The 23,268-nt window shown below is 54.5% G+C and carries 24 protein-coding genes; 5 read left to right on the forward strand and 19 right to left on the reverse strand.

The window, feature by feature from the left end:
- Window positions 1-153: 153 nt before the first annotated feature.
- From K355_RS24420 to K355_RS0118420, 7 genes are all read right to left on the reverse strand, one after another.
- Complete coding sequence (locus tag K355_RS24420) at window positions 154-1,506, reverse strand: ParB/RepB/Spo0J family partition protein (RefSeq protein WP_022733624.1); 1,353 nt, start codon at window positions 1,504-1,506, stop codon at window positions 154-156.
- Entirely contained in the window at window positions 1,503-2,330 is an 828-nt protein-coding gene (locus K355_RS0118390) for a ParA family protein (protein WP_022733625.1), read from the reverse strand. The genes K355_RS24420 and K355_RS0118390 overlap by 4 nt, the downstream gene beginning before the upstream one ends.
- Window positions 2,327-3,064, reverse strand: coding sequence for a 16S rRNA (guanine(527)-N(7))-methyltransferase RsmG (gene rsmG / locus K355_RS0118395; protein WP_245562974.1), 738 nt, complete (start codon window positions 3,062-3,064; stop codon window positions 2,327-2,329). Before rsmG ends, K355_RS0118390 begins: the two co-directional genes overlap by 4 nt.
- A gap of 422 nt (window positions 3,065-3,486) precedes the next feature.
- Window positions 3,487-5,385: a tRNA uridine-5-carboxymethylaminomethyl(34) synthesis enzyme MnmG gene (mnmG, locus tag K355_RS0118400; protein ID WP_022733627.1), complete on the reverse strand. Its 1,899-nt coding sequence runs from the start codon at window positions 5,383-5,385 to the stop codon at window positions 3,487-3,489.
- Between the two features lie 120 nt (window positions 5,386-5,505).
- Window positions 5,506-6,879, reverse strand: a complete 1,374-nt coding sequence (gene mnmE / locus K355_RS0118405) for a tRNA uridine-5-carboxymethylaminomethyl(34) synthesis GTPase MnmE (protein WP_022733628.1) — start codon at window positions 6,877-6,879, stop codon at window positions 5,506-5,508.
- A 387-nt stretch (window positions 6,880-7,266) separates the two neighbouring features.
- Window positions 7,267-7,590 (reverse strand): (2Fe-2S) ferredoxin domain-containing protein, encoded by a 324-nt coding sequence (locus tag K355_RS0118415; RefSeq protein ID WP_022733630.1) that lies wholly within the window; start codon window positions 7,588-7,590, stop codon window positions 7,267-7,269.
- 4 nt (window positions 7,591-7,594) lie between these two features.
- A complete protein-coding gene (locus tag K355_RS0118420) occupies window positions 7,595-7,873 on the reverse strand; it encodes a DUF6489 family protein (protein ID WP_022733631.1) in 279 nt (92 codons plus the stop codon).
- A gap of 286 nt (window positions 7,874-8,159) precedes the next feature.
- Here K355_RS0118420 and K355_RS0118425 point away from each other — a divergent pair, with 286 nt between their 5' ends.
- The 3 genes from K355_RS0118425 to K355_RS0118435 all read left to right on the forward strand — a co-directional run bounded on the left by K355_RS0118425 (window position 8,160) and on the right by K355_RS0118435 (window position 11,326).
- The gene (locus K355_RS0118425; RefSeq protein ID WP_022733632.1) at window positions 8,160-10,199 is read left to right on the forward strand and encodes a thioredoxin domain-containing protein; all 2,040 of its coding nucleotides are present in this window, start codon (window positions 8,160-8,162) and stop codon (window positions 10,197-10,199) included.
- 176 nt (window positions 10,200-10,375) lie between these two features.
- Entirely contained in the window at window positions 10,376-10,861 is a 486-nt protein-coding gene (locus tag K355_RS0118430; protein WP_022733633.1) for a methylated-DNA--[protein]-cysteine S-methyltransferase, read from the forward strand.
- A 213-nt stretch (window positions 10,862-11,074) separates the two neighbouring features.
- Window positions 11,075-11,326 (forward strand): hypothetical protein, encoded by a 252-nt coding sequence (locus tag K355_RS0118435; RefSeq protein ID WP_022733634.1) that lies wholly within the window; start codon window positions 11,075-11,077, stop codon window positions 11,324-11,326.
- Window positions 11,327-11,504: 178 nt separating this feature from the next.
- Here K355_RS0118435 and K355_RS0118440 read toward each other — a convergent pair whose 3' ends face one another.
- A complete protein-coding gene (locus K355_RS0118440; protein WP_022733635.1) occupies window positions 11,505-11,894 on the reverse strand; it encodes a VOC family protein in 390 nt (129 codons plus the stop codon).
- A gap of 288 nt (window positions 11,895-12,182) precedes the next feature.
- Between K355_RS0118440 and K355_RS0118445 the strand changes: the two genes are divergently transcribed.
- A complete protein-coding gene (locus K355_RS0118445; protein ID WP_022733636.1) occupies window positions 12,183-13,157 on the forward strand; it encodes a quinone oxidoreductase family protein in 975 nt (324 codons plus the stop codon).
- A 57-nt stretch (window positions 13,158-13,214) separates the two neighbouring features.
- On the opposite strand, the gene K355_RS0118450 is transcribed toward K355_RS0118445, so the two are convergent.
- Window positions 13,215-13,778, reverse strand: coding sequence for an HD domain-containing protein (locus K355_RS0118450; RefSeq protein ID WP_028791745.1), 564 nt, complete (start codon window positions 13,776-13,778; stop codon window positions 13,215-13,217).
- A gap of 148 nt (window positions 13,779-13,926) precedes the next feature.
- Between K355_RS0118450 and K355_RS0118455 the strand changes: the two genes are divergently transcribed.
- The gene (locus K355_RS0118455) at window positions 13,927-14,232 is read left to right on the forward strand and encodes a hypothetical protein (RefSeq protein WP_022733638.1); all 306 of its coding nucleotides are present in this window, start codon (window positions 13,927-13,929) and stop codon (window positions 14,230-14,232) included.
- Window positions 14,233-14,252: 20 nt separating this feature from the next.
- Here K355_RS0118455 and K355_RS0118460 read toward each other — a convergent pair whose 3' ends face one another.
- The 10 genes from K355_RS0118460 to K355_RS0118505 all read right to left on the reverse strand — a co-directional run bounded on the left by K355_RS0118460 (window position 14,253) and on the right by K355_RS0118505 (window position 22,757).
- A complete protein-coding gene (locus K355_RS0118460) occupies window positions 14,253-14,903 on the reverse strand; it encodes a LysE family translocator (RefSeq protein WP_022733639.1) in 651 nt (216 codons plus the stop codon).
- Between the two features lie 208 nt (window positions 14,904-15,111).
- Window positions 15,112-16,374: a transcription termination factor Rho gene (gene rho, locus K355_RS0118465; protein ID WP_022733640.1), complete on the reverse strand. Its 1,263-nt coding sequence runs from the start codon at window positions 16,372-16,374 to the stop codon at window positions 15,112-15,114.
- A 400-nt stretch (window positions 16,375-16,774) separates the two neighbouring features.
- Window positions 16,775-17,134, reverse strand: a complete 360-nt coding sequence (locus K355_RS0118470) for a helix-turn-helix domain-containing protein (RefSeq protein ID WP_022733641.1) — start codon at window positions 17,132-17,134, stop codon at window positions 16,775-16,777.
- Window positions 17,131-17,835, reverse strand: a complete 705-nt coding sequence (locus K355_RS0118475; protein ID WP_245562975.1) for a Smr/MutS family protein — start codon at window positions 17,833-17,835, stop codon at window positions 17,131-17,133. Before K355_RS0118475 ends, K355_RS0118470 begins: the two co-directional genes overlap by 4 nt.
- Window positions 17,836-18,059: 224 nt before the next feature.
- Complete coding sequence (locus K355_RS0118480) at window positions 18,060-18,995, reverse strand: substrate-binding periplasmic protein (protein ID WP_022733643.1); 936 nt, start codon at window positions 18,993-18,995, stop codon at window positions 18,060-18,062.
- A 1-nt stretch (window position 18,996) separates the two neighbouring features.
- Complete coding sequence (gene dnaQ / locus K355_RS0118485; protein WP_022733644.1) at window positions 18,997-19,701, reverse strand: DNA polymerase III subunit epsilon; 705 nt, start codon at window positions 19,699-19,701, stop codon at window positions 18,997-18,999.
- Between the two features lie 30 nt (window positions 19,702-19,731).
- A complete protein-coding gene (gene coaE / locus K355_RS0118490) occupies window positions 19,732-20,313 on the reverse strand; it encodes a dephospho-CoA kinase (RefSeq protein ID WP_022733645.1) in 582 nt (193 codons plus the stop codon).
- Window positions 20,314-20,334: 21 nt separating this feature from the next.
- Window positions 20,335-21,201, reverse strand: a complete 867-nt coding sequence (locus K355_RS0118495; protein WP_022733646.1) for a shikimate dehydrogenase — start codon at window positions 21,199-21,201, stop codon at window positions 20,335-20,337.
- Window positions 21,202-21,251: 50 nt separating this feature from the next.
- Window positions 21,252-21,851: a Maf family protein gene (locus K355_RS0118500; protein ID WP_022733647.1), complete on the reverse strand. Its 600-nt coding sequence runs from the start codon at window positions 21,849-21,851 to the stop codon at window positions 21,252-21,254.
- Between the two features lie 81 nt (window positions 21,852-21,932).
- Complete coding sequence (locus tag K355_RS0118505) at window positions 21,933-22,757, reverse strand: pyruvate, water dikinase regulatory protein (protein ID WP_022733648.1); 825 nt, start codon at window positions 22,755-22,757, stop codon at window positions 21,933-21,935.
- Window positions 22,758-23,268 lie beyond the last annotated feature (511 nt).

Here is a 23,268-nt window from a genome sequence, read left to right on the forward strand (position 1 = left end):
ATGGCATGACTCAACACCCAGGATGCGCGACAAAAAGTGCTCGGAGCGGCTGTATAGTACCGAGTCCCCGGTTTTTAAAGCCCTTCGCTTTTCGTATGAGTCTATAACCCGGTTCAAATATCGACGCTGAGACGGTATGCCGGGCTTTAAACCCTAAAGAATGCGCTTCACTTCAACCGTAGTCCCGTTGGCCTTGGCTCTGGCTTTATCCTGCTCTTGCTTAAGCGCCTTAAGCGCGTTCATCTTGTCGCGATCAAGATCTTGCATGCGGATTTTGCGTTCCGGCTTTTTTCCGGTGCCATCGGCCACCTCCTCCAGCGCGTCTTCGCCAACCTCTTCCTGTTCGATCGGCGCATCCCCTTCGGGCTCATCATCCATGATCAGGTCGTCGTCAAGCACGTCCCCAGCCATGTCTTCAGTGCCGTGCACCGCATCAGCAATCGATTCGAGCTCAACCGTCAGCGCATCCTCATCATCATTTCCCGCACCGCTACCGGCTTCATCGTCTTCGATAAACATCGAGTCGAATTCGTTTTCATCAGAATCAGACGGATCAGCACCGGAGTCGTCACCCGCCATTTCCCCCGCCTTCCCGTGGGTCAGGCGTTGTAAAATGTCGTCAAGCTGCTCAAGCGTTTCATAGCGGATCGAAATTTTCCCCGCCGCGCCGTCAAAGTCGATATTAACCGCCAACCCCAACATGTTGCTAAGGTCGCGCTCCAAAGACACTGTATCTGGGTCTTTATCGGCAGAACGCCCCCCTGATGACTTCTTCGGACGGGCTGTTTTCCCGCCGTCGGTTTTCACCAGTTTTTCCGTCTGGCGGACGTTCAAACCTTTTTTGACAATTTGGGTTGCCAACTCAACCGCATTCTCAGCACCCAGCAAAGCACGCGCATGACCCGCACTTAAAACCTTGTCTGACAGCATCTGCTTGATCGGTGCAGCAAGCGCCAGAAGACGCAAGCTGTTGGCAATATGGCTTCGGCTTTTGCCCAGCGCCTGACCCAGCGCTTCCTGCGTATGGGCAAACTCGCTCATCAGGCGGTTATAGCCCTCAGCTTCTTCCAGCGGCGAAAGATCCTGACGCTGCAGGTTTTCAATCAGGGCAATTTCAGCGGTTTCACGGTCATCAAAGTCGCGCACCAATACTGGCACTTCATGCAGCTGGGCACGCTGTGCGGCGCGCCAGCGCCGTTCGCCAGCAATGATTTCATAGGTGGTTTCACCGGTTGACGACGCGCGGACGAGAATCGGCTGGATAATACCCTTCTCGCGGATTGAGGCCGCGAGGTCATCGATTGCTTCATCGTCAAAATTACTGCGCGGCTGGAACGGCGACGGCTTCAGATCGGTAATCGCAATATGCTGCGTCGTGCCACCCGGCCCCGGGTGTGCGACCGCCGCGTCGGCATTGGCGGCAACGGCAACCCCGACATCCTCGTCTTCTTCACCCAGAAGGGCCGACAGCCCGCGACCCAACCCACGTTTTTTTGCTTCGCTCATGCTTTCACCCCTTCACGTTTCAAGACTTCACTGGCGAGATTAAGATAGGCCCGTGAACCGGGGCATTTCATATCGTAAACCAGAACCGGCGTGCCGTGACTTGGAGCTTCCGATACCCGGACATTGCGCGGAATCACGGTGCGATAAACCACATCGCCAAAATAATCACGTACATCATTGGCAACCTGTGCAGACAGGTTATTACGCTTGTCATACATGGTCAGAACAATGCCCTGAATCTCAAGATCCGGGTTAAACGCCTTTTTGACCCGCTTGATCGTACGTACCAGATGACTGATGCCTTCAAGTGCAAAGAACTCACACTGCAATGGCACCAAAACTGCGTCAGACGCCACCAGTGCATTCAGGGTCAAAAGCCCCAAAGACGGCGGACAATCAATCAGCACGTAATCAACGTCATGCGGCAACCGGGCCAGTGATTCTTTAAGCTGGGTTTCGCGCCGCTCGAAATCAACCAGCTCAATCTCCGCCCCCGTCAAATCCATGCCCGCGGGCACAATGCTCAGACGCGGGATCGGCGTATCAATCCGCGCTTCTTCAAGGGTCTTGCCGTTGATCAACACGTCATAGGAACTGATCTGACGATCCGACGGTCGCAAGCCAAGACCGGTGCTGGCATTGCCCTGCGGGTCAAGATCAACAATCAAAACCCGCTGGTTCACCGCCGCCAGGGCAGTCGCCAGATTAATCGTCGTCGTTGTCTTACCAACCCCACCCTTTTGATTGGCCACCGAAATGATGCGCGGGCGATGTCCGTCACCCTTGGCTTTGGTCGAAAGCGGCAAGTCAATTACGTCGGTCACCGGCTTACTCCTTTTAAGATCATCACAACGCCGTCCGGATCGACCAGGCTGGCATGCGTGGTTACATCAAATGTCCAACCAGCGTCGCGTGCGTCCGCCAGTTCATCCTCAAAGGCACGTCCTTTTAGCAACACATAATGGCCACCCGGCTTCAGGTGTCTTTGGCCAAACTCCAGCAGCTTTGGCAATGGTGCGAAAGCACGTGCCGTCACCACATCGGCTTCGCACGGCTGGGCCGCTTCGATTCGCTCGCGGGCAATCTTGGTCTGCCCAAGAACACCACACACCCGTGCTGCTTCCATCAGAAAGACGGTTTTCTTGGTGTTGGATTCCATCATCGTGATATCGCCTGCCCCTAGTATGGCAAGGACAATGCCGGGGAAACCAGCGCCAGACCCAAAATCGACGATTTTACCAGTGGTCGCGACGTCCTGAAGATGCGGCCAAAGCTGCGCAGAATCCTGTAAATGACGTCCCCAAACGTCTTCTGCTGTGCTGGCGCCGACAATATTAATCCGCGGCTGCCACTTCACAACGAGGTCTGCATACTGGCTCAAGCGGTCCAATGTTTCACGTGAAACACTCAAATCGCGCTCAAACCATGTTTTTACGGGTTCGGAAATGGATTGCATAAACGATTTATACGCCGCGTTTTCAAAACACGCCAGCTTTGACTTCACATTGACGCATCTTTTTATCTCCCAGAGCAGCGAAAATAGATCAATTTTTGCCAAAATGTTTCACGTGAAACATTGAAAAAGATGTTTTTCGTCAGAAAAATGCATCGGCTTACTTCCTCATGAGCCTGCGCTCGCGGGCACGCATCTGAATATCGAGACACCTACCCTTTACCTCTTGGTCGCTGGGTTGGTCGCTGGGTTGGTGATCGATTCTTGGCGTTTGGTGGCGCGGCTTGATCTTATTGAAAGATACCTTACTTCCTTCGGATGACTTCGCCCCCTCTCCATCAAAGGTTACCCCATAAGGACGCAGATACGGCTTGGCGCTTTAGGTGTGATGTTCGGTTGCACTGACCTAAACGAAAACAGCCCGATCGGAGTGAACCGACCGGGCTGTTGATCTTTGTCGATGGCGCGAATTTTGTCAGAGGCGACAGGTTGCCTCGCGCGCCTACGCATCTATCGGCCTTGAGGCTTTATGCGCTGCGGGCGTTTTTGACCTGATGCTTGTGACTTTTGATATGACCCAACAGGGCGGTGACCGCCGCCGGGGTTACACCGGGAATGCGCGATGCGGCACCGATGGTTTCCGGCTGAATTTCTTTCAGCTTAATGCGAATTTCCGCCGAAAGACCACCGACCTTATCGAAATCAAGACCGCGTGGCAGGCGCAATTCTTCGTCCCGGCGGAAGGCCGCAATGTCGGCCGACTGACGGTCAAGGTAGCCTTTATATTGCGCGTCAATCGCCACCTGTTCTTTGATCGCCGGATCAATCGTCGCAAGCTGCGGCCAAACCTGTGTCAGGGTATCAAAGTCGATATCAGGATAAGCCAGCAGGTCATAGGCACTGCGGCGCACGCCATCAAGATTGATTTTGATGCCAAATTTCACCAGCGTATTGGGTGTTTCGGCCAAGCTGGACACATCACTCTTAGCAGCCTGAAGGGCAGCTTTTTTATCGCCCCAAACCTGTTCTCGGGTCGATGCAACACAACCGATTTCAAGCCCGCGATCCGTCAAACGCTGATCGGCGTTATCGGCGCGCAGCATCAACCGGTATTCGGCGCGCGAGGTAAACATGCGATAGGGTTCGCGCGTCCCCTGCGTCACCAGATCATCAATCATCACCCCGATATAGGCGTCCGCCCGATCCAGCCGGAATTCACGTTCGCTGCCATCACATAACAGGGCAGCGTTGACCCCAGCGACAAGCCCCTGCCCGGCGGCTTCTTCATAGCCGGTCGTGCCATTGATCTGCCCGGCAAAGAACAGCCCGGCGATTTTTTTGGTTTCCAGCGTATGGCGCAATTCACGCGGATCAACGAAATCATACTCCACGGCATAACCGGGGCGGAAGATTTCGACCTTTTCCAGACCCGGAATGGTCACCAGCATGGCGAGCTGAACGTCCTCCGGCAATGAGGTTGAAATGCCATTCGGATAGACGGTCGGATCATCCAAGCCTTCGGGCTCAAGGAAAATCTGGTGCTGGTTTTTCTCGGCAAAACGCACGACCTTGTCTTCAATCGACGGGCAATAGCGCGGGCCGCTGCTGTTGATCTGGCCACTATACATTGGTGCGCGGTGCAGGTTGGCACGAATGATTTCGTGGGTGGCTTCCGTCGTCCAGGTCAAATGACACGGGATTTGCGGCACGGTGATTTCAGAAGTCAGGAAGGAAAACGGATCGGGCGGTGTGTCGCCCGGCTGTTCCTGCAGGCTGGCCCAATCAATGGTCCGGCCATCAAGGCGCGCCGGTGTTCCGGTTTTAAGACGGCCCAGTTTGAAGTCGTATTTTTCCAGCGTCTCGGAAAGCCCCATCGAAGGTGCATCACCAATGCGCCCCGCCGGCGTGGTTTTTTCACCGATATGAATAAGCCCGCGTAAGAATGTGCCGGTGGTCAGAACGACTGCGCCCGCATGATAGCTGCTGCCATCGCCAGTGATCACACCCGCAACGCGATGGTTCTCATCAATGATCAGATCCTCAACACCGCCTTCAAGGATGGTGAGGTTTTCTTGCTCAGCCAAGATATCCTGCACCGCCTGGCGATACAGTTTGCGGTCGGCCTGCGCACGCGGTCCGCGTACGGCCGGGCCCTTGGAACGATTGAGCATACGGAACTGAATACCAGCGCGGTCAATGGCACGTCCCATCACCCCGTCCAGCGCATCAACTTCGCGGACCATATGCCCCTTGCCCAGACCACCGATGGCCGGGTTACACGACATTTCCCCGATGCGATCGGCACGGTGCGTGACCAGTGCGGTGTTGGCCCCCATGCGGGCAGCGGCAGCCGCGGCTTCGCAACCGGCATGGCCTCCGCCAACCACAATCACATCAAAACGGTTCTGCTGCTCAGTCTGAGACATCGACTTCCTCATTCCATCCCCCGCCGTCGTTTTGCGGGATCGAACCTTTTAGGGGTTCTAAACGTCAAACACGCGTCATCGGAACAGCCGATGTTTCACGTGAAACACTTTCTGGTAATCCTATTTGCCGATACAGAAGTCGCCGAAAATAATATCGAGCAAGTCTTCTACATCGACACGTCCGGTAATCTTGCCGATTTCCCGCACCGCGAGGCGTACATCCTCAGCAGCAAGTTCGGCGATATCGGTCTTCATTCCGCGATCCAGATGGTCGCTGGCACTTTCAAGTGCCCGGCGGTGCCGCAACCGTGTCAGGGGTACGGGACCGGCAAAATCGAGCCCTTCTTTTACGCGAGTCTCCAGCAGTTGCAAGAGGCTTTCCATCCCCTGCCCGGTCATGGCCGATATGGGCAAAACGGGAAGCTCCAGCTTGGCCCCGCCCGCAGACGCGCCGTTCCAGACCTTGGGAATATCGGCGCTGCCAAGATCATCGACCTTGTTGATCAGCAATATGGTACTGCCATCAATCAAACGGGCGGCTTCGGGATCAATGGTCGGCCAGTCGTCGCGGTCAATCACCACAAGGCGCAAATCGGCATTATCGGCCCGCGCCGTCGCACGGCGCACGCCTTCGGTTTCAATCACATCACCGCTTTCGCGAAGCCCGGCGGTATCAACCATGGTGACCGGGAACCCACCCAGATCAAGATGGACTTCGATCATGTCGCGCGTCGTCCCGGCAATTTCCGACACAATGGCGGCATCGCGCTGGGCCAGGCGGTTAAGCAAGCTTGATTTCCCGGCATTGGGCGCGCCAAGGATGACAATCTGGAACCCTTCGCGCAGACGTTCCCCCCGGCGATTATCGGCCAGATGGTTGGTCATTGCGTCGCCCACCGCAATCAAATCACCGCGCACCACCGGCACAATGCCATCGGGCAAATCTTCGTCGGGGAAATCAATATCGGCCTCAATATGGGCCAAGGCCTTCATCAGGCGTGCGCGCCAATCTTCATACAGCGCGCCCAACTCCCCGGCCATCTGGCGCACGGCCTGACGGCGCTGGGCGGCGGTTTCCGCATCGATCAAATCGGCAATGCCTTCGGCCGCGGTCAAATCCATCTTGCCGTTTTCAAAGGCGCGCTTGGTATACTCGCCCGGCTCGGCAATCCGCAGGCCCGGTTGGCGCGACAGGCATTCCAGCACCCCGTCAATCACGGCCCGCCCACCGTGGGTATGAAGCTCCACCACATCTTCGCCGGTAAAGCTGGCCGGACCGGCAAAATAGATCGCCACCGCATCATCAAGCCGTTCGCCGCTTTGCGGGTCGCGGATCGGCGCATAGACCGCATGGCGCGGTTTGGGCAGGTGATCACGTCCCAGCAACGCACAGAGCGTCTGGCCCGCCGCAGGACCCGAAAGACGGATGACGGCAACGCCGGCACGTCCGGCCCCGGATGACAGGGCAAAAATGGTGTTTTGGTGTGCAATCATCGTCTGTCCGTCGTTTTGGCTGTGGCAACCGCTGCGGCCTGCGTGATGGCATGGCAACGCGATCAGTCAATCTGTGCTGTCGATATCGGTCAGACAGACCGAAAGGTCAACATATCGCTTTAAATACCAACAGGTCTTTAAGGCCGGAACAGAAGAATAAAAAGGATTTCCCCCGTCACCCGTCATGACCGCGAAGGCGGGTATCCAGACCGCGTTCTCATAGGCCCGAAGACAAGCGGTCGGCGCTTGCAGCACCATGGACTCCCGCCTACGCGGGAGTGACGGTTTGAGATGATGGCTGCTCAGGAGTCACGACACAGCAATCGGTGTCGGAAAATTTAGCGGTCAAAACCTTAGAAACCCGGGACCGTGACGTCGTCAGGATCGTCATTGATCCACCGCAAGCCGCAACCGTTCGACCACCTGCCCACCGACAAGGTGGTCGTTGAGGATGGTGTCGATGTCTTCCATGCTGTCATAGCGATACCAGATGCCTTCAGGGTAAATCACCATCACCGGCCCCAATTCGCAGCGATCAAGGCACCCGGCGGTGTTGATCCGCGTCATCGGCAGGCCCAGTTCCCTGGCCCGCACCTTCATATAATTGCGCAGTTTGGTGGCACCCTTGGAGTTGCAACATCCGCGCTCATGCCCGCTTGGGCGTTCGTTCTGACAGACAAACACATGTGCCTGATAGTAATGGTCGCTCAACAATTCAGTCCTTATCGCTTTTTTTGCCCGGTTTTCCGCCCTGCCCGGTTTGTCCGGCGGCGTTGAACTGGCCCCAGAATGCCTTTTGCATCTGATCCCAGTTCTGCATGCCCTGAGGCAGCCAGGTATTGACCATGGTTTCGGGGTCCATCGCCGCAAGATTGGCTTTCATGCGGTCTTCGATTTCTTTCATCATCGCCTGTTGCATCGGCTGAACATCTGGCAAGCCAAAGAAGGTGCGCAGTTCTTCCGGGCTGCAATCTATATCGACGGTTACTTTCATCGCCCCGATCTCCTTGTTCTTTTCTGTTATCTGGTCGCAATCATTATGACTTGCCCTAGCGGCATCTCAATCATAATCGGGCATAACCGGGCATAATCAGCAAATCCGCGCCGCAAAAACCACTTTATCGGGTCACCCGACAAAGAATTACCGCCGTTGGCCTTTAAGTATGATGGTTCTACCCTTAGGATAAACACCATAACAAAGAGTTACGGATCATGAACGCCACCTGATTCGCACCTGCCCACCAAACGCCCGCCACCCGATTGGCGGCACAGGAAATGACATGGATCTCGCGACAAACAATCTTGGATCAGAAACCAGCCCCTATCTGCGCCAGCACGCAGATAACCCGGTGCACTGGCAACCCTGGAACACGGAGGTTCTGGCTGCGGCCAAGGCCGCCAACAAGCCGATCCTTTTGTCTGTCGGCTATGCGGCGTGTCACTGGTGCCATGTCATGGCCTATGAAAGTTTCGAAGATGACGACATGGCCGGGCTGATGAATGAGTTGTTCGTCAACATCAAGCTTGACCGTGAAGAACGCCCCGATCTGGATGCGGTGTATCAAAATGCGCTGGCGTTACTCGGTCAACAGGGCGGCTGGCCGCTGACCATGTTTTTGACCCCGGATGGGGAGCCGTTCTGGGGCGGGACGTATTTTCCCAAAACCGCGCGTTATGGCCGCCCCGGATTTGACGAAGTCCTTAAAACAATCGCCAAGCTTTATGCCGAAAAGCCCGAAGATATCCGCCACAACGTCACGCAGATTTCGGGCGCACTTCAAAAAATGAACAGCGGTGCCAATGGGGCCGTCCCGAGCTTGGAAATGATTGATCGTTGCGGGCATGGCTGTTTGCAGATCATGGATGCGAAAAATGGCGGCACAACCGGTGCGCCGAAATTCCCGCAGCCCAGTTTGTTGTCGCTGATTTGGCGGACCGGGGTGCGCAGCGACGATGATGAGCTTAAACGCATCGTCAAACACAGCCTTGATCGCATGTGTCAGGGCGGCATTTATGATCATCTGGGCGGCGGGTTTGCCCGCTATGCGGTGGATGACCAATGGCTGGTGCCGCATTTTGAAAAGATGCTTTATGACAATGCGCAGCTGATTGATCTTTTGTGCGATGTCTGGCGGGTCGATGCCAATCCGCTTTATGCCAAGCGTGTGGAAGAAACCATCACCTGGATCTTGCGCGAAATGCGCATTACCGGCGGCGCCTTTACCGCCAGCCTTGATGCCGACAGCGAAGGCGTTGAAGGCAAGTTCTATGTCTGGACAGAGGCCGAAATTGACGCGCTTTTGGGCGATGACGCCGATCTGTTCAAGAAATTCTATGACGTGTCAAAAGGCGGCAACTGGGAAGGCAATACCATCCTTAACCGCACCCAGTCGGGCTTGGGCCTTGCCGATGAGGCGACCGAGGAAAAACTGGCGAACCTGCGCCAAATATTGCTGACCGAACGCGCCAGCCGCATCCGTCCGGGCTGGGATGACAAGGCCCTGACCGACTGGAACGCGATGACAATTGCCGCCATGGCCGAAGCCGCCATGACGTTCAAGCGCGCTGATTGGCTGGATTACGCCAAGCTGGCCTATAATTTCGTCACCAATACCCTGATGAAAAATGACCGGTTCCTGCACAGTTACCGCGATGGTAAAGCCCAGCATACCGGGATGCTTGAAGACTACGCCCATATGATCCGGGCTGCTTTGCGCCTGTTTGAATGCTTTGGCGAGGATGCCTATCTGCGTGAGGCGGTTGCATGGTCTGACACGGTTGAAACCCTGTTTGCTGATGCCAAGGGCGGCTATTTCCAGTCGGCATCGGATGCCACGGACCTGATTGTCCGTCAGAAACCGCATATGGATAACGCAGTCCCGTCGGGCAATGCGATTATGGCGCAGAATTTGGCCAAGCTCTATGCGCTGACCGGGGATACGACCTATCGCGACCGCACGGAAATCACGCTTTCGGCCTTTGGCGGGCGTTTGACCGAACAATTCCCCAATATGCCGGGATTGCTTCTGGCCGCGGAAATGCTGCAAAACCCGGTGCAGATTGTCCTGATTGCCAAGGACCGCAGCCAGATTTATCTTGAGATGCGCCGTGCGATCTTTGCCGCCTATCTGCCCAACCGGGCGATCACCATCCTGTCAGAAGCCGATACCCTGCCCGCGGGTCACCCGGCATCTGGCAAAACCGCGATTGATGGCAAGGAAACCGCCTATGTCTGTCAGTGGCCGGTTTGCTCTGCGCCGGTGACAAGTGTAGACGCGCTGACCAAATTGCTTACCGATTTGCCGTCCAAGGCGGCATAAGGCCCCAACAGGCTGCGTTAACGGGTGAAGATGGAGCGGAGGACTTGAAACCGCAATCGCGCTATATCGCGCTCTATCTCACCCGCAATGCCGCCCACCACTGCACCACCGCACTACCCCCCATTGCCGCACCTGACCGCTTTTAAAAAGACCCGCTTTCAACAGGATGACACGCCATGCCCCAGATTTCGATCAACAGCCCTGTCGGGGCGCTGACACTTTTTGAATTTGACGACAAGATCGTTGCGCTGGAATGGGGCTATGTCGAGGACATGGAAACAAGCCCGGTTTTGGAAGAAGCCAAAAAGCAGCTTGCCGACTATTTTGCTGGCAAACGCACTGATTTTGACCTGCCGCTGGATGCCGATGGTACCGATTTCCAAAAGGCGGTCTGGGATGCCATGCGCAAAATTCCAGCGGGTACAACCGCGACCTATAAGGAACTGGCCGAAGCCGCCGGATCGCCAAAGGCATTTCAGTCAGTTGGATCGGCCTGTGGTGATAACCCGATACCGATCATCATCCCGTGTCATCGGGTTTTGGCATCGGGTGACAAGCCAGGCGGCTATTCCGGCGATGGCGGGCTTGAAACCAAGCGCATGCTTCTTAAGATCGAAGGTGTCGAGCTCTCGCTGCCTGGTGATCAGGCTAACTTGTTTTAGAGATCTGCACTCATAAATAACGATCCGAGAGTTTTCTTACCTATTGACGTCATTATTGATTGCATTTTTTCAACCTTTGCGATAATAAGATTGTTCTGTTTTAAATTTATGCGCACTTCTACGGTGCGTGTACTGAGCCGAAAATAGTGACCAGCCGTGCATGCCTTTTTTCCAATGTTGTTGAAAATCCACATTGAATCAGGAGAAAGACCAATGCCATTGATTAAACTCGAACCGAAAAAATCCGTTCCGCTCAGCGAATGCAAAGACCGTGATCCGATGGCGGAAACAACGATCTCCAACAAAACCGATAAAACCGCAAAGTATGTGATCAGCTATGATTCCATGCCACTTTCGGTACAAAATACCCTGAACGCGCACCAGTCGGTAACGATGTGCTCACCAGCAGGCTCAATACTAAATGACGGTGATGTTGAACTGATCGTCGAAACACCCGGACTGTAACCTTCTCGAAAATCGATAAAACTTTTGGGATATAGCCCGAACAAATTTGGCTAACAGATATCAGCTGCTTATAACGAGTAAGCATAGCCGATGCCTGTTGGCCATTTTGCCACTTGCGGTTGTAATTTTTCGACACGCCAAGTCAGTTTGGTAAACACTTTTCTCCTTACGTCTATTCTCAACAATAGCAAACGGCCTGTAATTTATTGCCATCGGGATCACGGACGTAGGCCGCGTAGTAATTCGGGCCGTAATGGCTGCGCAATCCCGGTGGGCCTTCGTCCATGCCACCATTTTGCATGGCGGCGGCGTGAAAGGCATCGACCTGTTGGCGGGTGTCGGCGGTAAAGGCGACATGGGTGCCATTGCCCCAAGTCGCCGGGCGACCATCCTCGGGCGTATAGATATAAATGGTCGGCATTTGCCCATTACGGTCATACGCCAGAGGCTTTTCAGCGGGCTTTGGCACGCGTTTAAAGCCGATGGCCCCCAGAGCGGCGTCATAAAAGGCTTTAGAACGCGATTTATCGTTTGTTCCCAATGTGATGTGACTGATCACAGACATCATAAAACTCCCCGTTAAAGACCAAATTACGCCCGAAAACGCATAGACTTCTGCTCATCAAGAGCAAAGCCGTTGTAAAGAAGCTTAGCAGAAGCTCATGACAGGATGAGTCAGGAGCCCGCAAGAAGCCACCGACATTTTCAGTCGTCCGGCGCGAGCCCCTTGTCCTCTGCATCACTGCACAACAGTTCGGCGTAATCCCCTGCTGCAAAACACCAAGTTCTGACCTACACTCCTGCCATTGACGCAACAGACGTTCACAGAACGCGAACAAATAACGGGAGGTCTTAAATGACCAAAGCATTCCGCTTTCATGAGGCCGGCGGCAGTGATGTGCTGCGCTTTGAAGACGTCGAGGTTGGCGCACCGGGCGAAGGTGAAGTCCGCCTGGCGCAAAAGGCCGTTGGCCTGAACTATATCGATATTTATTTCCGTTCCGGGGTCTATCCGGCCCCGTCCCTGCCATCCGGGCTAGGGCTTGAGGGGGCTGGCGTGATTGAGGCGGTTGGTGCCGGGGTTACGGACTTGGCCGTTGGGGATCGGGTGGCTTATGCCGCACAGCCGCTGGGTGCCTATGCCGAGGCCCGCGTCATGCCGGCCAAGGGGCTGGTCAAAATTCCCGATGATGTCAGTTTTGAACTGGCCGCGGCCGCCATGCTGCAAGGCATGACCGCACAGTACCTTTTGCGCCGGACCTACACCGTTAAAAAGGGTGACACCATCCTGATCCATGCCGCCGCAGGCGGTGTTGGCCAGATTGTCTGTCAGTGGGCCAAGCATCTGGGTGCGACCGTGATTGGCACAGTTGGATCGCCCGAGAAGGCCGAGATTGCCAAGGCAAAGGGCTGCGATTACCCGATCCTGTACCGTGACGAGGTCGTGTCCGAACGGGTGATGGAAATCACCAAGGGTCAAGGCGTTGAAGTTGTTTACGATTCGGTCGGGAAAGACACGTTCGATGATTCGCTTAAATGCCTGAAACGGCTGGGCATGATGGTTACTTTTGGTCAGTCATCCGGGCCTGTCCCACCCGTGCCGATCAAGGCGCTGGCTCCCGGTGCCTATTTCCTGACCCGACCCAGCATCTTCCACTATACCGCGACCCGCGAAGAATTGCTGGCCACGGCCAATGATCTGTTTGATGTGCTGAAATCCGGGGCGGTCAAAATCGACATTACCGCGACCTATCCGTTGGCAGATGCCAAGCAGGCCCATGATGATCTCGAAGGCCGTAAAACCAACGGATCGATTGTCTTTACAGTATAAAATACCTACCTAAGATAAATTATATAATCTTAGATTTAAATAAAGGCAGAGGCTGGATTAAACTCCGGCTTCTGCCTTTTGTTGTTCTTCGGGGGTGTGGAAGGCCCGGACATCGCGTGCAATGGCGTCAAAGCGTTCTGACAGATTATCACTGACCACACGGCACGGGGCGACAACCGCCTCGGCCCAAGTGACATAGGCAAGGATTTGGTCCTCGTCCCAGCCAATCGGGGTGTCGGTCAACATCGCCCCGACATTGGCGACCTTATCGGCAAGGCGGACCAGTTTGGCCGCCTCGGTCAGGTCGGGGGCAGTTTCGATCTGCTGTGCTTTACGCTCATCACGCGGCAAGGCCTTGTCATCGCTGACTTCCAGCACGATATCGGCGACCGTATCATTGAAACAGGCGGCAATTTCATCGCGGGTCGCGCCGCAATCTTCGATCACGTCATGCAGGATGGCGGCACAGAGGATGTCTTCATGCGTGTGTGGTTCGCATTCGACAATCAGGCGCGAAACCTCAATCGGGTGGTTGATATAGGGTTCTTCTGCCGGGCCTTTGCGCCGCTGATCGCGGTGCGCGCGGGCGGCAAAATCAACAGATTTGAGTAAAAGCTGCATCAAGCTCGCAACCGTCGTGAATGAAGACCATCAGAATCACATGGCTGTTGGCGGGTTTCAAGCATTGATCCCCTATCGCATCGGAAAATCAATTCCTACATAGGGATTGTGCCCCGGTTCACCAACGTCCCGACCAAGGAGGCCCGCCATGTCCCATGCCATGCAACTGAAATTGACCTTGCGCAATGGCAATACCAAACAGGCACTTAGTCTGACCAGTCTGGCGCCCCAAACCGGCTGGGACAGTGCCCCACCCCATCATTTAGCCGGTGGAGACAGCGCGACCTGCATGATTGAAACCAGTGATGAGCTGGCGATTACCCTGTGCTATGGCCCGCACCATATCGGCATTCGTCTGGGCGATGGTAAACTTAGCATCGATCCCGGCGATGCGATGGTCGAGCAGCAACGGCTGGACGGATATGGTGCCGAGGTGGCACTGGTGCTGATGTAAAGCCTGTCTGGGTTCAGAACCTAATTGCGCAAATCGCGCAGGCCATCAATCAAAAGACGTCCGCCAATCACCCCGAAAACCGCACCGAACAGGCCATCAATTGTTCGGAAAAACCGTTGATAGGCCCGAACGGCAACGCCGGTCGAAAACAGCACGGCATAGGTGCCATAAATCATCATTGCCGATATCGCCGCCATCCCCCCAATCAGAACCAATGCGGCGTGTGCCCCGTGTGTTGTGGCCAGAAACATCGATACCGCTACCCACATCAGTGCTGCCTTGGGATTGGTCAACACCACCAGAAGTCCGGTGCGATAGGCATCAAGACCCGACCTCTGCGCGGTTTGACCGGCAGATACCCCCTGTTGCAGGCCATTTCTGTGTTTCAGGCAGGCCCGCAAGGATTTCAGGGCAAGATACAGAAAATAGGCCCCGCCAAGCAGCTTCATCGCGGTCAATGTTTGCGGGAAAGCATCAATGACGGCACCGATGCCAAAGGCAAACAGCACCGACCATATGAACACGCCCGTCGCAATGCCCACCGCACTCAGCAAACCGGGCCGCCGCCCACCTGACAGCGCAGCAGAAGACACCGCCATCATGTTCGGCCCCGGCGATATCTGCGCCAGCGCAATACCAAACATGACCGTGGCAATTTCGACACCATTCATCCGTTAACTCCTACGTCCTGAGCCTGAGCCTGAGCCTGAGCCTGAGCCTAGATAGCAGTATGATCGCGGGAAAGCAGAATTCAAGCCATACTGTTTCATGTGAAACAATGACCATCCTATGCGTCAGCCAACAAAAAAACGGGGCCCGAAAGGCCCCGTTTAATCATCAGACGATTGTCACATAGCGGTTTAGAACCAAAGGGTTGGCCTAGCCGTTCATGGAATCGAAGAAATCGTCGTTGCTTTTGGTTGTTTTGAGCTTGCCCAAAAGGAATTCCATCGCGTCCTGCGGCCCCATCGGGTTGAGGATACGGCGCAGAACCCACATTTTCGACAGCACCGATTTGTCGACCAGCAGTTCTTCCTTACGGGTACCCGATTTAAGGATATCAATCGACGGGAAGATACGTTTGTCAGACAGTTTACGATCCAGGATAAGCTCGGAGTTACCGGTCCCTTTGAATTCTTCAAAGATGACCTCATCCATGCGCGAGCCGGTATCGATCAGGGCGGTCGCAATGATGGTCAGCGAGCCGCCTTCTTCGATGTTACGGGCCGCACCAAAGAAGCGTTTTGGACGTTGCAGCGCGTTGGCATCAACACCCCCGGTCAGCACCTTGCCCGAGCTTGGCACGACGGTGTTATACGCACGCGCCAGACGGGTAATCGAATCGAGCAGAATGACGACATCATGCTTGTGTTCAACGAGGCGTTTGGCCTTTTCAAGCACCATTTCGGTGACCTGAACGTGGCGCTGTGCCGGTTCATCGAAGGTCGAGCTGATGACTTCACCTTTGACCGAGCGGTCCATGTCGGTGACTTCTTCGGGGCGTTCATCAATCAGAAGAACGATCAAATAAGCTTCCGGATGGTTTTCCTCGATCGCGTGCGCAATATTTTGCAGCATCACGGTCTTACCGGTCCGGGGCGGTGCCACGATCAGGGCACGCTGACCTTTACCAAGCGGAGCAACAAGTTCGATCACCCGGTTGGTGGTGTCCTTGTTGCCTTCCTGATCGATATTACGCTCCATCTTGAGCGGCTCGTCAGGATACAGCGGGGTCAGGTTATCAAAGTTAACGCGCTGACGGACTTTTTCGGGCGCGTCAAAGTTGACCTTGTCGACTTTGAGCAGTGCGAAATACCGTTCGCCTTCTTTGGGCGAGCGGATCTGGCCTTCCACCGTGTCACCGGTGCGCAAGCTAAAGCGGCGCACCTGACTGGGGGAGACGTAAATATCGTCGGGTCCGGCAAGGTAGTTTGCCTCGGGGCTCCGCAAAAAGCCAAAGCCATCCGGCAGCACTTCAAGAACACCCAGACCAAAAATGGCGTGGTCGTTCTCGGCCAACTGTTTGAGAATGGCGAACATCAACTCCTGCTTACGGAGCGTGCTGGCATTTTCGATTTCAAGTTCATCGGACAGAGCAAGCAGCTCGGTCGGTGATTTCTTTTTAAGGTCTTGAAGATGCATATGTGCGTTTAATGATCTGTGGTTGCCGGAAGGGCGAAGACGTCAATGGGATAGGATAGGATGTGCGGTTGACCGTCGGGCAAGGCACTCAGACAAATGCTGGGGCGTGCGGACGGTTCGAAACCTTGTAGTTGCATAAAGGCAGGGTTTTTTCATGTTTCTGGATCGAAACACCCCCGATTGATAACCGCGATAATCACAATAGTCAAACCGTGTTTCGCGCCATGTTGCTATTTTAGTGCCTCTGATGCACAAAAAACACGATTCTGTAACCAACTTGCGGTTTTAGGGTCATAAAACGTGTCAAAATCCCTCAACCAGAACAGTAAATTTGTCCGACAGTTGATCTGGCTGCTTGGTCCGGCATCGGATCGGTTTGGGTTTGCCTGCCCTAAAGCCCTTAGGATGGTCGTTCGCGGACAATGTCGAGCATGCGCGACAGCTGATCGTCACTGAGACCTGCGATCCGTTCAGATAAAAGATTGGCAAGTTCGGTGGCTTCGGGTTCCAGCCCGGCGGTATCGACGGTGATTTTCGGGTGCGAAAGCTGGGCCAGACGTTTGATATCGTCGACTTCATCCCAGACCAGATTGAAATAGCCACAAATCTGTTGCACCAGACCGGGGCTGGGCCGGCCACGATGGCCGTGTTCAAGGGCGGACAAATAAGCCGATGAGAGCTGCAATGCGCTTGCCATGTCGGTCAGGGTGACATCGTTGCGGGCCCGTAATTCCCTGATGCGGTTGCCAAAAGGTGTCACGGGCGTCTCCGTTTCAACAATACATAAAAGGCCCCGGCCCCGCCGTGCTGAATCTGGGCTTGATGGATGGCAAGAATGCGGGTGCGCAAGCGCGGGGCGCTCAGCCATTGCGGGGTACGTGACCGCAAAAGCCCGGTCCGGCCATATTCATCGGGGCGCGATCCCTTACCCGTGATCACCAGCACACAGCGTTTTCCCGCCCGCCAGCTGTCTTCGATAAAGGAATTGAGCGCATTATGGGCGACTTCCTGCGTCATGCCATGCAGATCGATGCGGCCATCGATGCTCATTTTGCCTTTTTGGAACTTATTGGCGGTGGAGCGGTCAATCCCGTCGGTTACACCGGGTTTGAGGTCTTCAAGCTTACGGTTTTTAACCTGCGGGCCGCGATCAGCATTGCGCGCCGAGGGCAAATTGCGCACCGCCCGACTTTCTTCGGATTTTTGCAGGTTGTCGGCAAGACTGTCGGGCAACGGGATGGCGGTATCGCTCATATGGCCGTCGTCATCAGGATCAAACACGGCATCGCCGCCTTTGCGCTTTTTACTGCGCAAGGGTTTGACGTCACGGGTAAAGACCTCCCACAGGGCCTTTTCCTCCTCATTGACGGCACGGCGTCGTTTCTGCGTCTTTTTCTGTGTCATCGGACCAGATCGATTAACCTTAGTGCGCTCTGGGCTGCGGCCCATTGCTGTGCTCATTCCTGAGCCCATTCCTCTGCCCGGCGCAATTTTCCCGCAAAAACCCCATGGTTTTCAAGAAAATACGCTGCCTGTTACAGGATAAGGAGCCATAAGCCAAAGGGGTTTGAATTGAAAACCGCCTCAGAGCCGGTATCAGTTTGCAAAGGCATAAAGCCTTTCGCGTGCTGATACCACGCCTGTTTGAAGATTTTTAGTCAAACAGAACGCCCCAAATTGGCGGTCTAGTCGTCGTCGCCATCGCCGTTCAGATCGACACAGCTGACACCGTTATTATCCAGATCGAGCATGGCACTTAGGAACGATCCTGACTGATTGGTCGACAGGCCGTGATTGCGGCGGTTTTCAACGAAAAATCCATCGCGTTTGAAATCATCAAGCTGTTGTTGCAGCTTTTGAATATCACTGTTTGGCATATCACCACTGATGGCGGCGTAGAGATAACAACTGCGATAGGCCAAAGCCCCGTCAATCTTTGGCAGTTTTCCGGGCGTATCACTGATGTCGATGGCATTAATGTAATGACGTAAAATATTGCCACCGATGGCAATCAGATCGACCCGATCGGCCAGCAACATTGGCAACAGTAATTCTTCACGCGGGACCATGATCAATTGCGCCGCACCGCGTTGCTGCAGATATCCTTGCCGGGCTGATCCCAACAACACACCGATCCGGGCCTCATTCAAAACCTGTTCAAACCCGTGTTCGCCCCAGTTTTCGGTGGAAATCCCGTATAAGTTCCAGATTGTCCGGCTGATCGGGCCGACCCAGTTAAAGGCGTCTTCGCGTGATTCTGTGCGTGTGGTGGGATAAATGACGTGACCGGGTTCTTTGGTCGCCAATTCCATCACCCGTTTCCACGGTACTTGCGCGACCAGCTGGCTTGGGATTCCGGCCTTTTTGAAAACTTCAATAACAAGATTGTCAAAATAACCGGGTTCTGGACGCCCCGACGATCTGATTTTGGGGTTTTCGGACAAATGGATTTTATAGGTTCCGTCAAATCCCGACACCGGACTGCCGAGCGGATCATCTTCGGCGGTGGCAATGGTGGGATTTAAAACCGCCAGAACAAAAAGAGACGTAAAAACAGCCTTCACACGATGCCGACACCATCCGTTCGACCGGGTTGCCCACCGTGAAAAGCGATTAATCATATCACGCCTCTTTTGTTTTTAGCCAAACCGCATCTATGACCTTGCTTTCGATATAAGCCTGATGGGCGGCAAGTTCAGTGTCACTGATGATATGGGGGCGTGGTTCCAGACGATTTTCCTTTGGCCCCAGAACGCGTTCTGCGCCGTCTTCATCATCGCCGCGCGCATTGGGATCAAGTGACAGGCCGTGCTGACGCCCGCCCAGAAGTTCAAGATAGACCACCGCCAGAAGATCGGAATCAAGCAGTGCGCCGTGCAAGGTCCGGTTGGAGTTATCAATCTTGAACCGGCGACACAGCGCATCAAGGCTGACCGGGGAGCCGGGGAATTTTTTACGCGCCATTTGCACGGTATCAAGGGCGCGGTCCATGGGAATTGTCGGTTTGTTCAGCCAGCCAAGTTCCGCATTGAGGAACTTCATATCAAAGGGCGCATTGTGAATGACCAGGACCGAATCATCGCCAATGAACTCGATGAAATCATCGGCAACCTCGGCAAAGACCGGCTGATCTTTCAGGAAATCATCGCCAAGCCCGTGCACGTCAAACGCCTCTTTGGGCATCGGACGTTGCGGGTTGATATACTGGTGATACTGACGCCCGGTGGGCATGTGATTGATCAGTTCGATACAGCCAATTTCCACCAAACGATGGTCGGAATACGGATCAAGACCAGTGGTTTCGGTATCGAGGACAATTTCACGCATGTATCAGGGTCCGATGGTCATAGAGGGTCACTAAAATTGGGCACAAATCGCACAAATATGATCAAACGTCACCGCACGCCCCAGCCCTGTCGGGATGATAAAATCGGCGCGCTGTCGTTTGTCATGGTCGGGCATCTGTTTTGACAGGATGGCGGAAAATTTGCTCGGCGTCATCCCTTCTCGACGCATGACACGTTGGCGTTGAATGAATGCCGGGGCCGATACCACCGCAACGATATCACAGCGCTTTTCACCGCCGGTTTCATATAAAAGCGGGATATCAAGCACCACAAGATGGCGGCCAAGGGATCGTTGTTGATGCAAAAACCGGATTTCGGCCGCCCGGATCAGGGGATGAAGGATTTTTTCCAGGGTGCGCAAAACACCCGGATCGGCAAAGGCCTTTTTGCTGAGGAGCTTTCGGTCAATCCGGCCATTGGTGATAATATCGGGAAAGGTTTGGGCAATCAGATCAAAAGCCGCACCATTTGGTGCCATCAAATCATGGCTGGTCGCATCGGCGTCATGGACCGGCACACCGAGATAGCGAAACATCCCGGCCGCGGTCGACTTCCCCATTCCGATGGACCCGGTAAGTCCCATTATTATCATAATAAGATTACTCTTGAACGCTTAATCAGGTGATAAGACAAAGTCGCGTAGTTCCTGTGTCACTTCAGGATCAATGCCAAACCAGCGATGAAAACCCGGCCGGGCTTGATGCAGCAGCATGCCCAGACCATCGACAATCGGGTTGCCACGTTTTTTCGCCTGCATCAGCAAATCGGTCATCAGCGGCGCATAGACGATATCGGTGACAAGGGCAGATGGTGGCAATCCGGTCAGATCAATTTCAAGGGCAGGTTGGCCCACCATGCCAAGGCTTGTGGTATTGACGACAAGCGATGCGTTTTCCAATGCGGTCGGTGCGACCGGCCAGCCAATAACGGTAATGCGCGGATCGTTGATTTCCGCGGCCAGATCATCAGCACGTTTGCGGGTCCGGTTGGCAATGCGGATTTCCGGGCTGCCTTCATCAAGCAAGGCGACCAAAACCGCCCGCGACGCCCCGCCCGCGCCCAGCACCACCGCCGGGCCAGAACAAAATGCGATATCGGGCGCTTCCTGACGCAGGTTTTCGATAAAGCCGAACCCGTCGGTGTTGTCGCCCAGCATCCGGCCATCCTTGGCAAAGGTGACGGTATTGACCGCGCCGATGCGCCGGGCACGTTCAGACAATTCATCACATTCAGGCATCGCCATTTCCTTTTGCGGAATGGTGACATTAACCCCGGAAAAACCAAGATTGCGCAGGGAGTTCAGAGCGGCCTGAAAGTTTTTCGGCTCAACCGGCAGCGGCATATAGCTGCCATCAATGCCGTATTTCGCCAGCCAGTAGCCATGCAAACGCGGCGATTTGGAATGCGAGACGGGCCAGCCCATGACACCGGCCAGACGCGAATTGCCCGAAAGGGTGCGATAAGGAATGCGTGATGTCATGACGATGGTGTTCCTGCCGGTTGGTTTTTTGTTCTATGCCACTGCTATTATTAAGCTTTCAGCACACCATGATCACGCAAAAAACCGATCAGGGGCAAAAGTGGCAAGCCCAGAACGGTAAAGTAATCGCCGCGCACCTCGGTAAACAGCTGGGCACCGATACCTTCAAGCTGATAACCGCCGACACAGTCAAAGATGTCCTCGCCCGCGGCATCAAGATACCAATCAAGCCATTCTTCGGTGAAATTGCGCATGGTCAGATGGGCGGTATCAATCGTGCCCCATATGCGTGAGCCTTCTTTATATATAACGGCGGCTGAGACCAATTGATGGGTTTTGCCGCGCAGGGCCAGAAGCTGTGCGCGGGTATTGTCGCGGTCTTTGGGCTTATCAAACCAGATGCCATTGCATTCGAGCATCTGATCGGCGGCAATGACAATGCCGTCGGGTTGCTGGCGATACATGCGCAGCGCCTTCATTTCCGCCAATGTTTCGGCGGCTTCGGCCGCATTGGCACCCTCGGCCTTCATTGATTGTTTATAGCCTTCCTCGTCAATCATCGAGGCAATGGCATCGCAATCGACCCCGGCATTTTTAAGCATGGCGTGGCGGGTTTTGCTGCTGGAGGCCAGAATGAGGCGGTGGTTCATGCGGTACTTCCCAAATTCAAGAATTTTGCGTCACTCTATATAGAGTGTCCGGATATAGAGTTTCGGGTCAAAGCAGGTTTTCTAATGACCGCGTCGGTCATACATGGTGGCCATGATCATGGCCGCCGTTTCCTCGATGGAGCGTCGGGTGACATTGATAATCTTCCAACTGCGATCGGTAAAATAGCGTCGCGCCTGATGGACTTCATCACGCACGGCAACCGGGTCGACATAATCCCCGCCCTCGCCGCGGTCGATTTGGCGCAGGCGGTTTTTACGGATCGAAACCAGCTGATCGACATCCTTGATCAAACCAACAATCAGCGGCTTTTTAAGCTGATCAAGATCGGGCGGCAGCGGACAGCCCGGCACAAACGGAATATTGGCGGTTTTAATCCCGCGATTGGCCAGATAGACCGAGGTCGGGGTTTTTGACGTGCGCGAAACACCAACAATCACCACATCGGCTTCTTCAAGATCCCAGCCAGACTGCCCGTCATCATGCGACAGGGTGTAATCAATGGCCTCGATCCGGCTGAAATATTCCTCGTCCATTTTATGAAGTGCGCCCGTGCGGCCGCGTGATTGTTGCCCCAGATAACCGGCCATCATGGTCACTGTATTATCAAGCACATGGCTGTGCGGAACTTGTAACCGGCGACAGCCTTCTTCGAGTTTGCGGCGGATTTCGCTGTCAAACACGGTGTAAAGGACAATGCCCGGATTGCGTTCAATATCGGCCAAGACGCGCGCCAGCTGGGCGTCGGTTCTGATCAGTGACCAGACATGTTCATGGGCCCGGACATCAGGAAACTGGGCAATACAGGCCCGTGCCACCCCATCAACCGTTTCGCCGGTCGAATCGGAAACCAGATGAAGATGGAAAATTTTATCTGTTTCGGCCATGGCCCATCCGTCTTTTGGCGATTTTTAGCGATGCAAGCACGTAGTTATCCACTTTTTGCCGCCCAAGCGATTTTTGCACTCTTTATTTTAGGTGTTCGATATCTCGATCACTAGACGGATGGATAAGGCATATTAGTCCAACCCGGGGTTAGGGGTGCGGAGTCGCCCCTGTGGATTAATGTGGATAACGGGTGCGACTCCGGGTCCATTTTTTCCACAGGATTTATCCTCCCCGTCATACAAAGTTTCTCATACCCTCTGTCCCGAGCGGGATAACTGATTATTTTTTCCCGTAATAGCAGGGATAAAGAGGCAAAAACCAGCTTTATCCACGTTATCCCCACTCTTCAAAACGGGCTTATCCCAAGGCAGAGTCTGGGAGTCGTTCGGAGTCGTCCCCAGTTTTCCCCAAGACCGCTTGAGATGGATCATTTTTCCCGAGTCGAATTGTGAATAAACTGTGCGTTAAATTTAATCCCTGTTATCCACAGGTATCCACCTACAAACAACA

Source organism: Thalassospira lucentensis MCCC 1A00383 = DSM 14000 (assembly GCF_000421265.1).
GTDB classification, from domain to species: Bacteria; Pseudomonadota; Alphaproteobacteria; order Rhodospirillales; family Thalassospiraceae; genus Thalassospira; species Thalassospira lucentensis.

What these genes read in the sequence shown, in the direction of transcription:
- K355_RS0118460 (WP_022733639.1), bottom strand. Translation starts at nt 14,903, where the DNA reads ATGAATGGTGTCGAAATTGCCACGGTCATGTTTGGTATTGCGCTGGCG.
- K355_RS0118505 (WP_022733648.1), bottom strand. Translation starts at nt 22,757, where the DNA reads ATGGCCGAAACAGATAAAATTTTCCATCTTCATCTGGTTTCCGATTCG.
- K355_RS0118495 (WP_022733646.1), bottom strand. Translation starts at nt 21,201, where the DNA reads ATGACATCACGCATTCCTTATCGCACCCTTTCGGGCAATTCGCGTCTG.
- K355_RS0118420 (WP_022733631.1), bottom strand. Translation starts at nt 7,873, where the DNA reads ATGAAAGTAACCGTCGATATAGATTGCAGCCCGGAAGAACTGCGCACC.
- K355_RS0118450 (WP_028791745.1), bottom strand. Translation starts at nt 13,778, where the DNA reads ATGCAGCTTTTACTCAAATCTGTTGATTTTGCCGCCCGCGCGCACCGC.
- K355_RS0118500 (WP_022733647.1), bottom strand. Translation starts at nt 21,851, where the DNA reads ATGAACCACCGCCTCATTCTGGCCTCCAGCAGCAAAACCCGCCACGCC.
- mnmG (WP_022733627.1), bottom strand. Translation starts at nt 5,385, where the DNA reads ATGTCTCAGACTGAGCAGCAGAACCGTTTTGATGTGATTGTGGTTGGC.
- K355_RS0118435 (WP_022733634.1), top strand. Translation starts at nt 11,075, where the DNA reads ATGCCATTGATTAAACTCGAACCGAAAAAATCCGTTCCGCTCAGCGAA.
- K355_RS0118455 (WP_022733638.1), top strand. Translation starts at nt 13,927, where the DNA reads ATGTCCCATGCCATGCAACTGAAATTGACCTTGCGCAATGGCAATACC.
- K355_RS0118440 (WP_022733635.1), bottom strand. Translation starts at nt 11,894, where the DNA reads ATGATGTCTGTGATCAGTCACATCACATTGGGAACAAACGATAAATCG.
- K355_RS0118430 (WP_022733633.1), top strand. Translation starts at nt 10,376, where the DNA reads ATGCCCCAGATTTCGATCAACAGCCCTGTCGGGGCGCTGACACTTTTT.
- dnaQ (WP_022733644.1), bottom strand. Translation starts at nt 19,701, where the DNA reads ATGCGTGAAATTGTCCTCGATACCGAAACCACTGGTCTTGATCCGTAT.
- K355_RS24420 (WP_022733624.1), bottom strand. Translation starts at nt 1,506, where the DNA reads ATGAGCGAAGCAAAAAAACGTGGGTTGGGTCGCGGGCTGTCGGCCCTT.
- coaE (WP_022733645.1), bottom strand. Translation starts at nt 20,313, where the DNA reads ATGATAATAATGGGACTTACCGGGTCCATCGGAATGGGGAAGTCGACC.
- K355_RS0118445 (WP_022733636.1), top strand. Translation starts at nt 12,183, where the DNA reads ATGACCAAAGCATTCCGCTTTCATGAGGCCGGCGGCAGTGATGTGCTG.
- K355_RS0118425 (WP_022733632.1), top strand. Translation starts at nt 8,160, where the DNA reads ATGGATCTCGCGACAAACAATCTTGGATCAGAAACCAGCCCCTATCTG.
- rho (WP_022733640.1), bottom strand. Translation starts at nt 16,374, where the DNA reads ATGCATCTTCAAGACCTTAAAAAGAAATCACCGACCGAGCTGCTTGCT.
- K355_RS0118475 (WP_245562975.1), bottom strand. Translation starts at nt 17,835, where the DNA reads ATGAGCACAGCAATGGGCCGCAGCCCAGAGCGCACTAAGGTTAATCGA.
- K355_RS0118480 (WP_022733643.1), bottom strand. Translation starts at nt 18,995, where the DNA reads ATGATTAATCGCTTTTCACGGTGGGCAACCCGGTCGAACGGATGGTGT.
- mnmE (WP_022733628.1), bottom strand. Translation starts at nt 6,879, where the DNA reads ATGATTGCACACCAAAACACCATTTTTGCCCTGTCATCCGGGGCCGGA.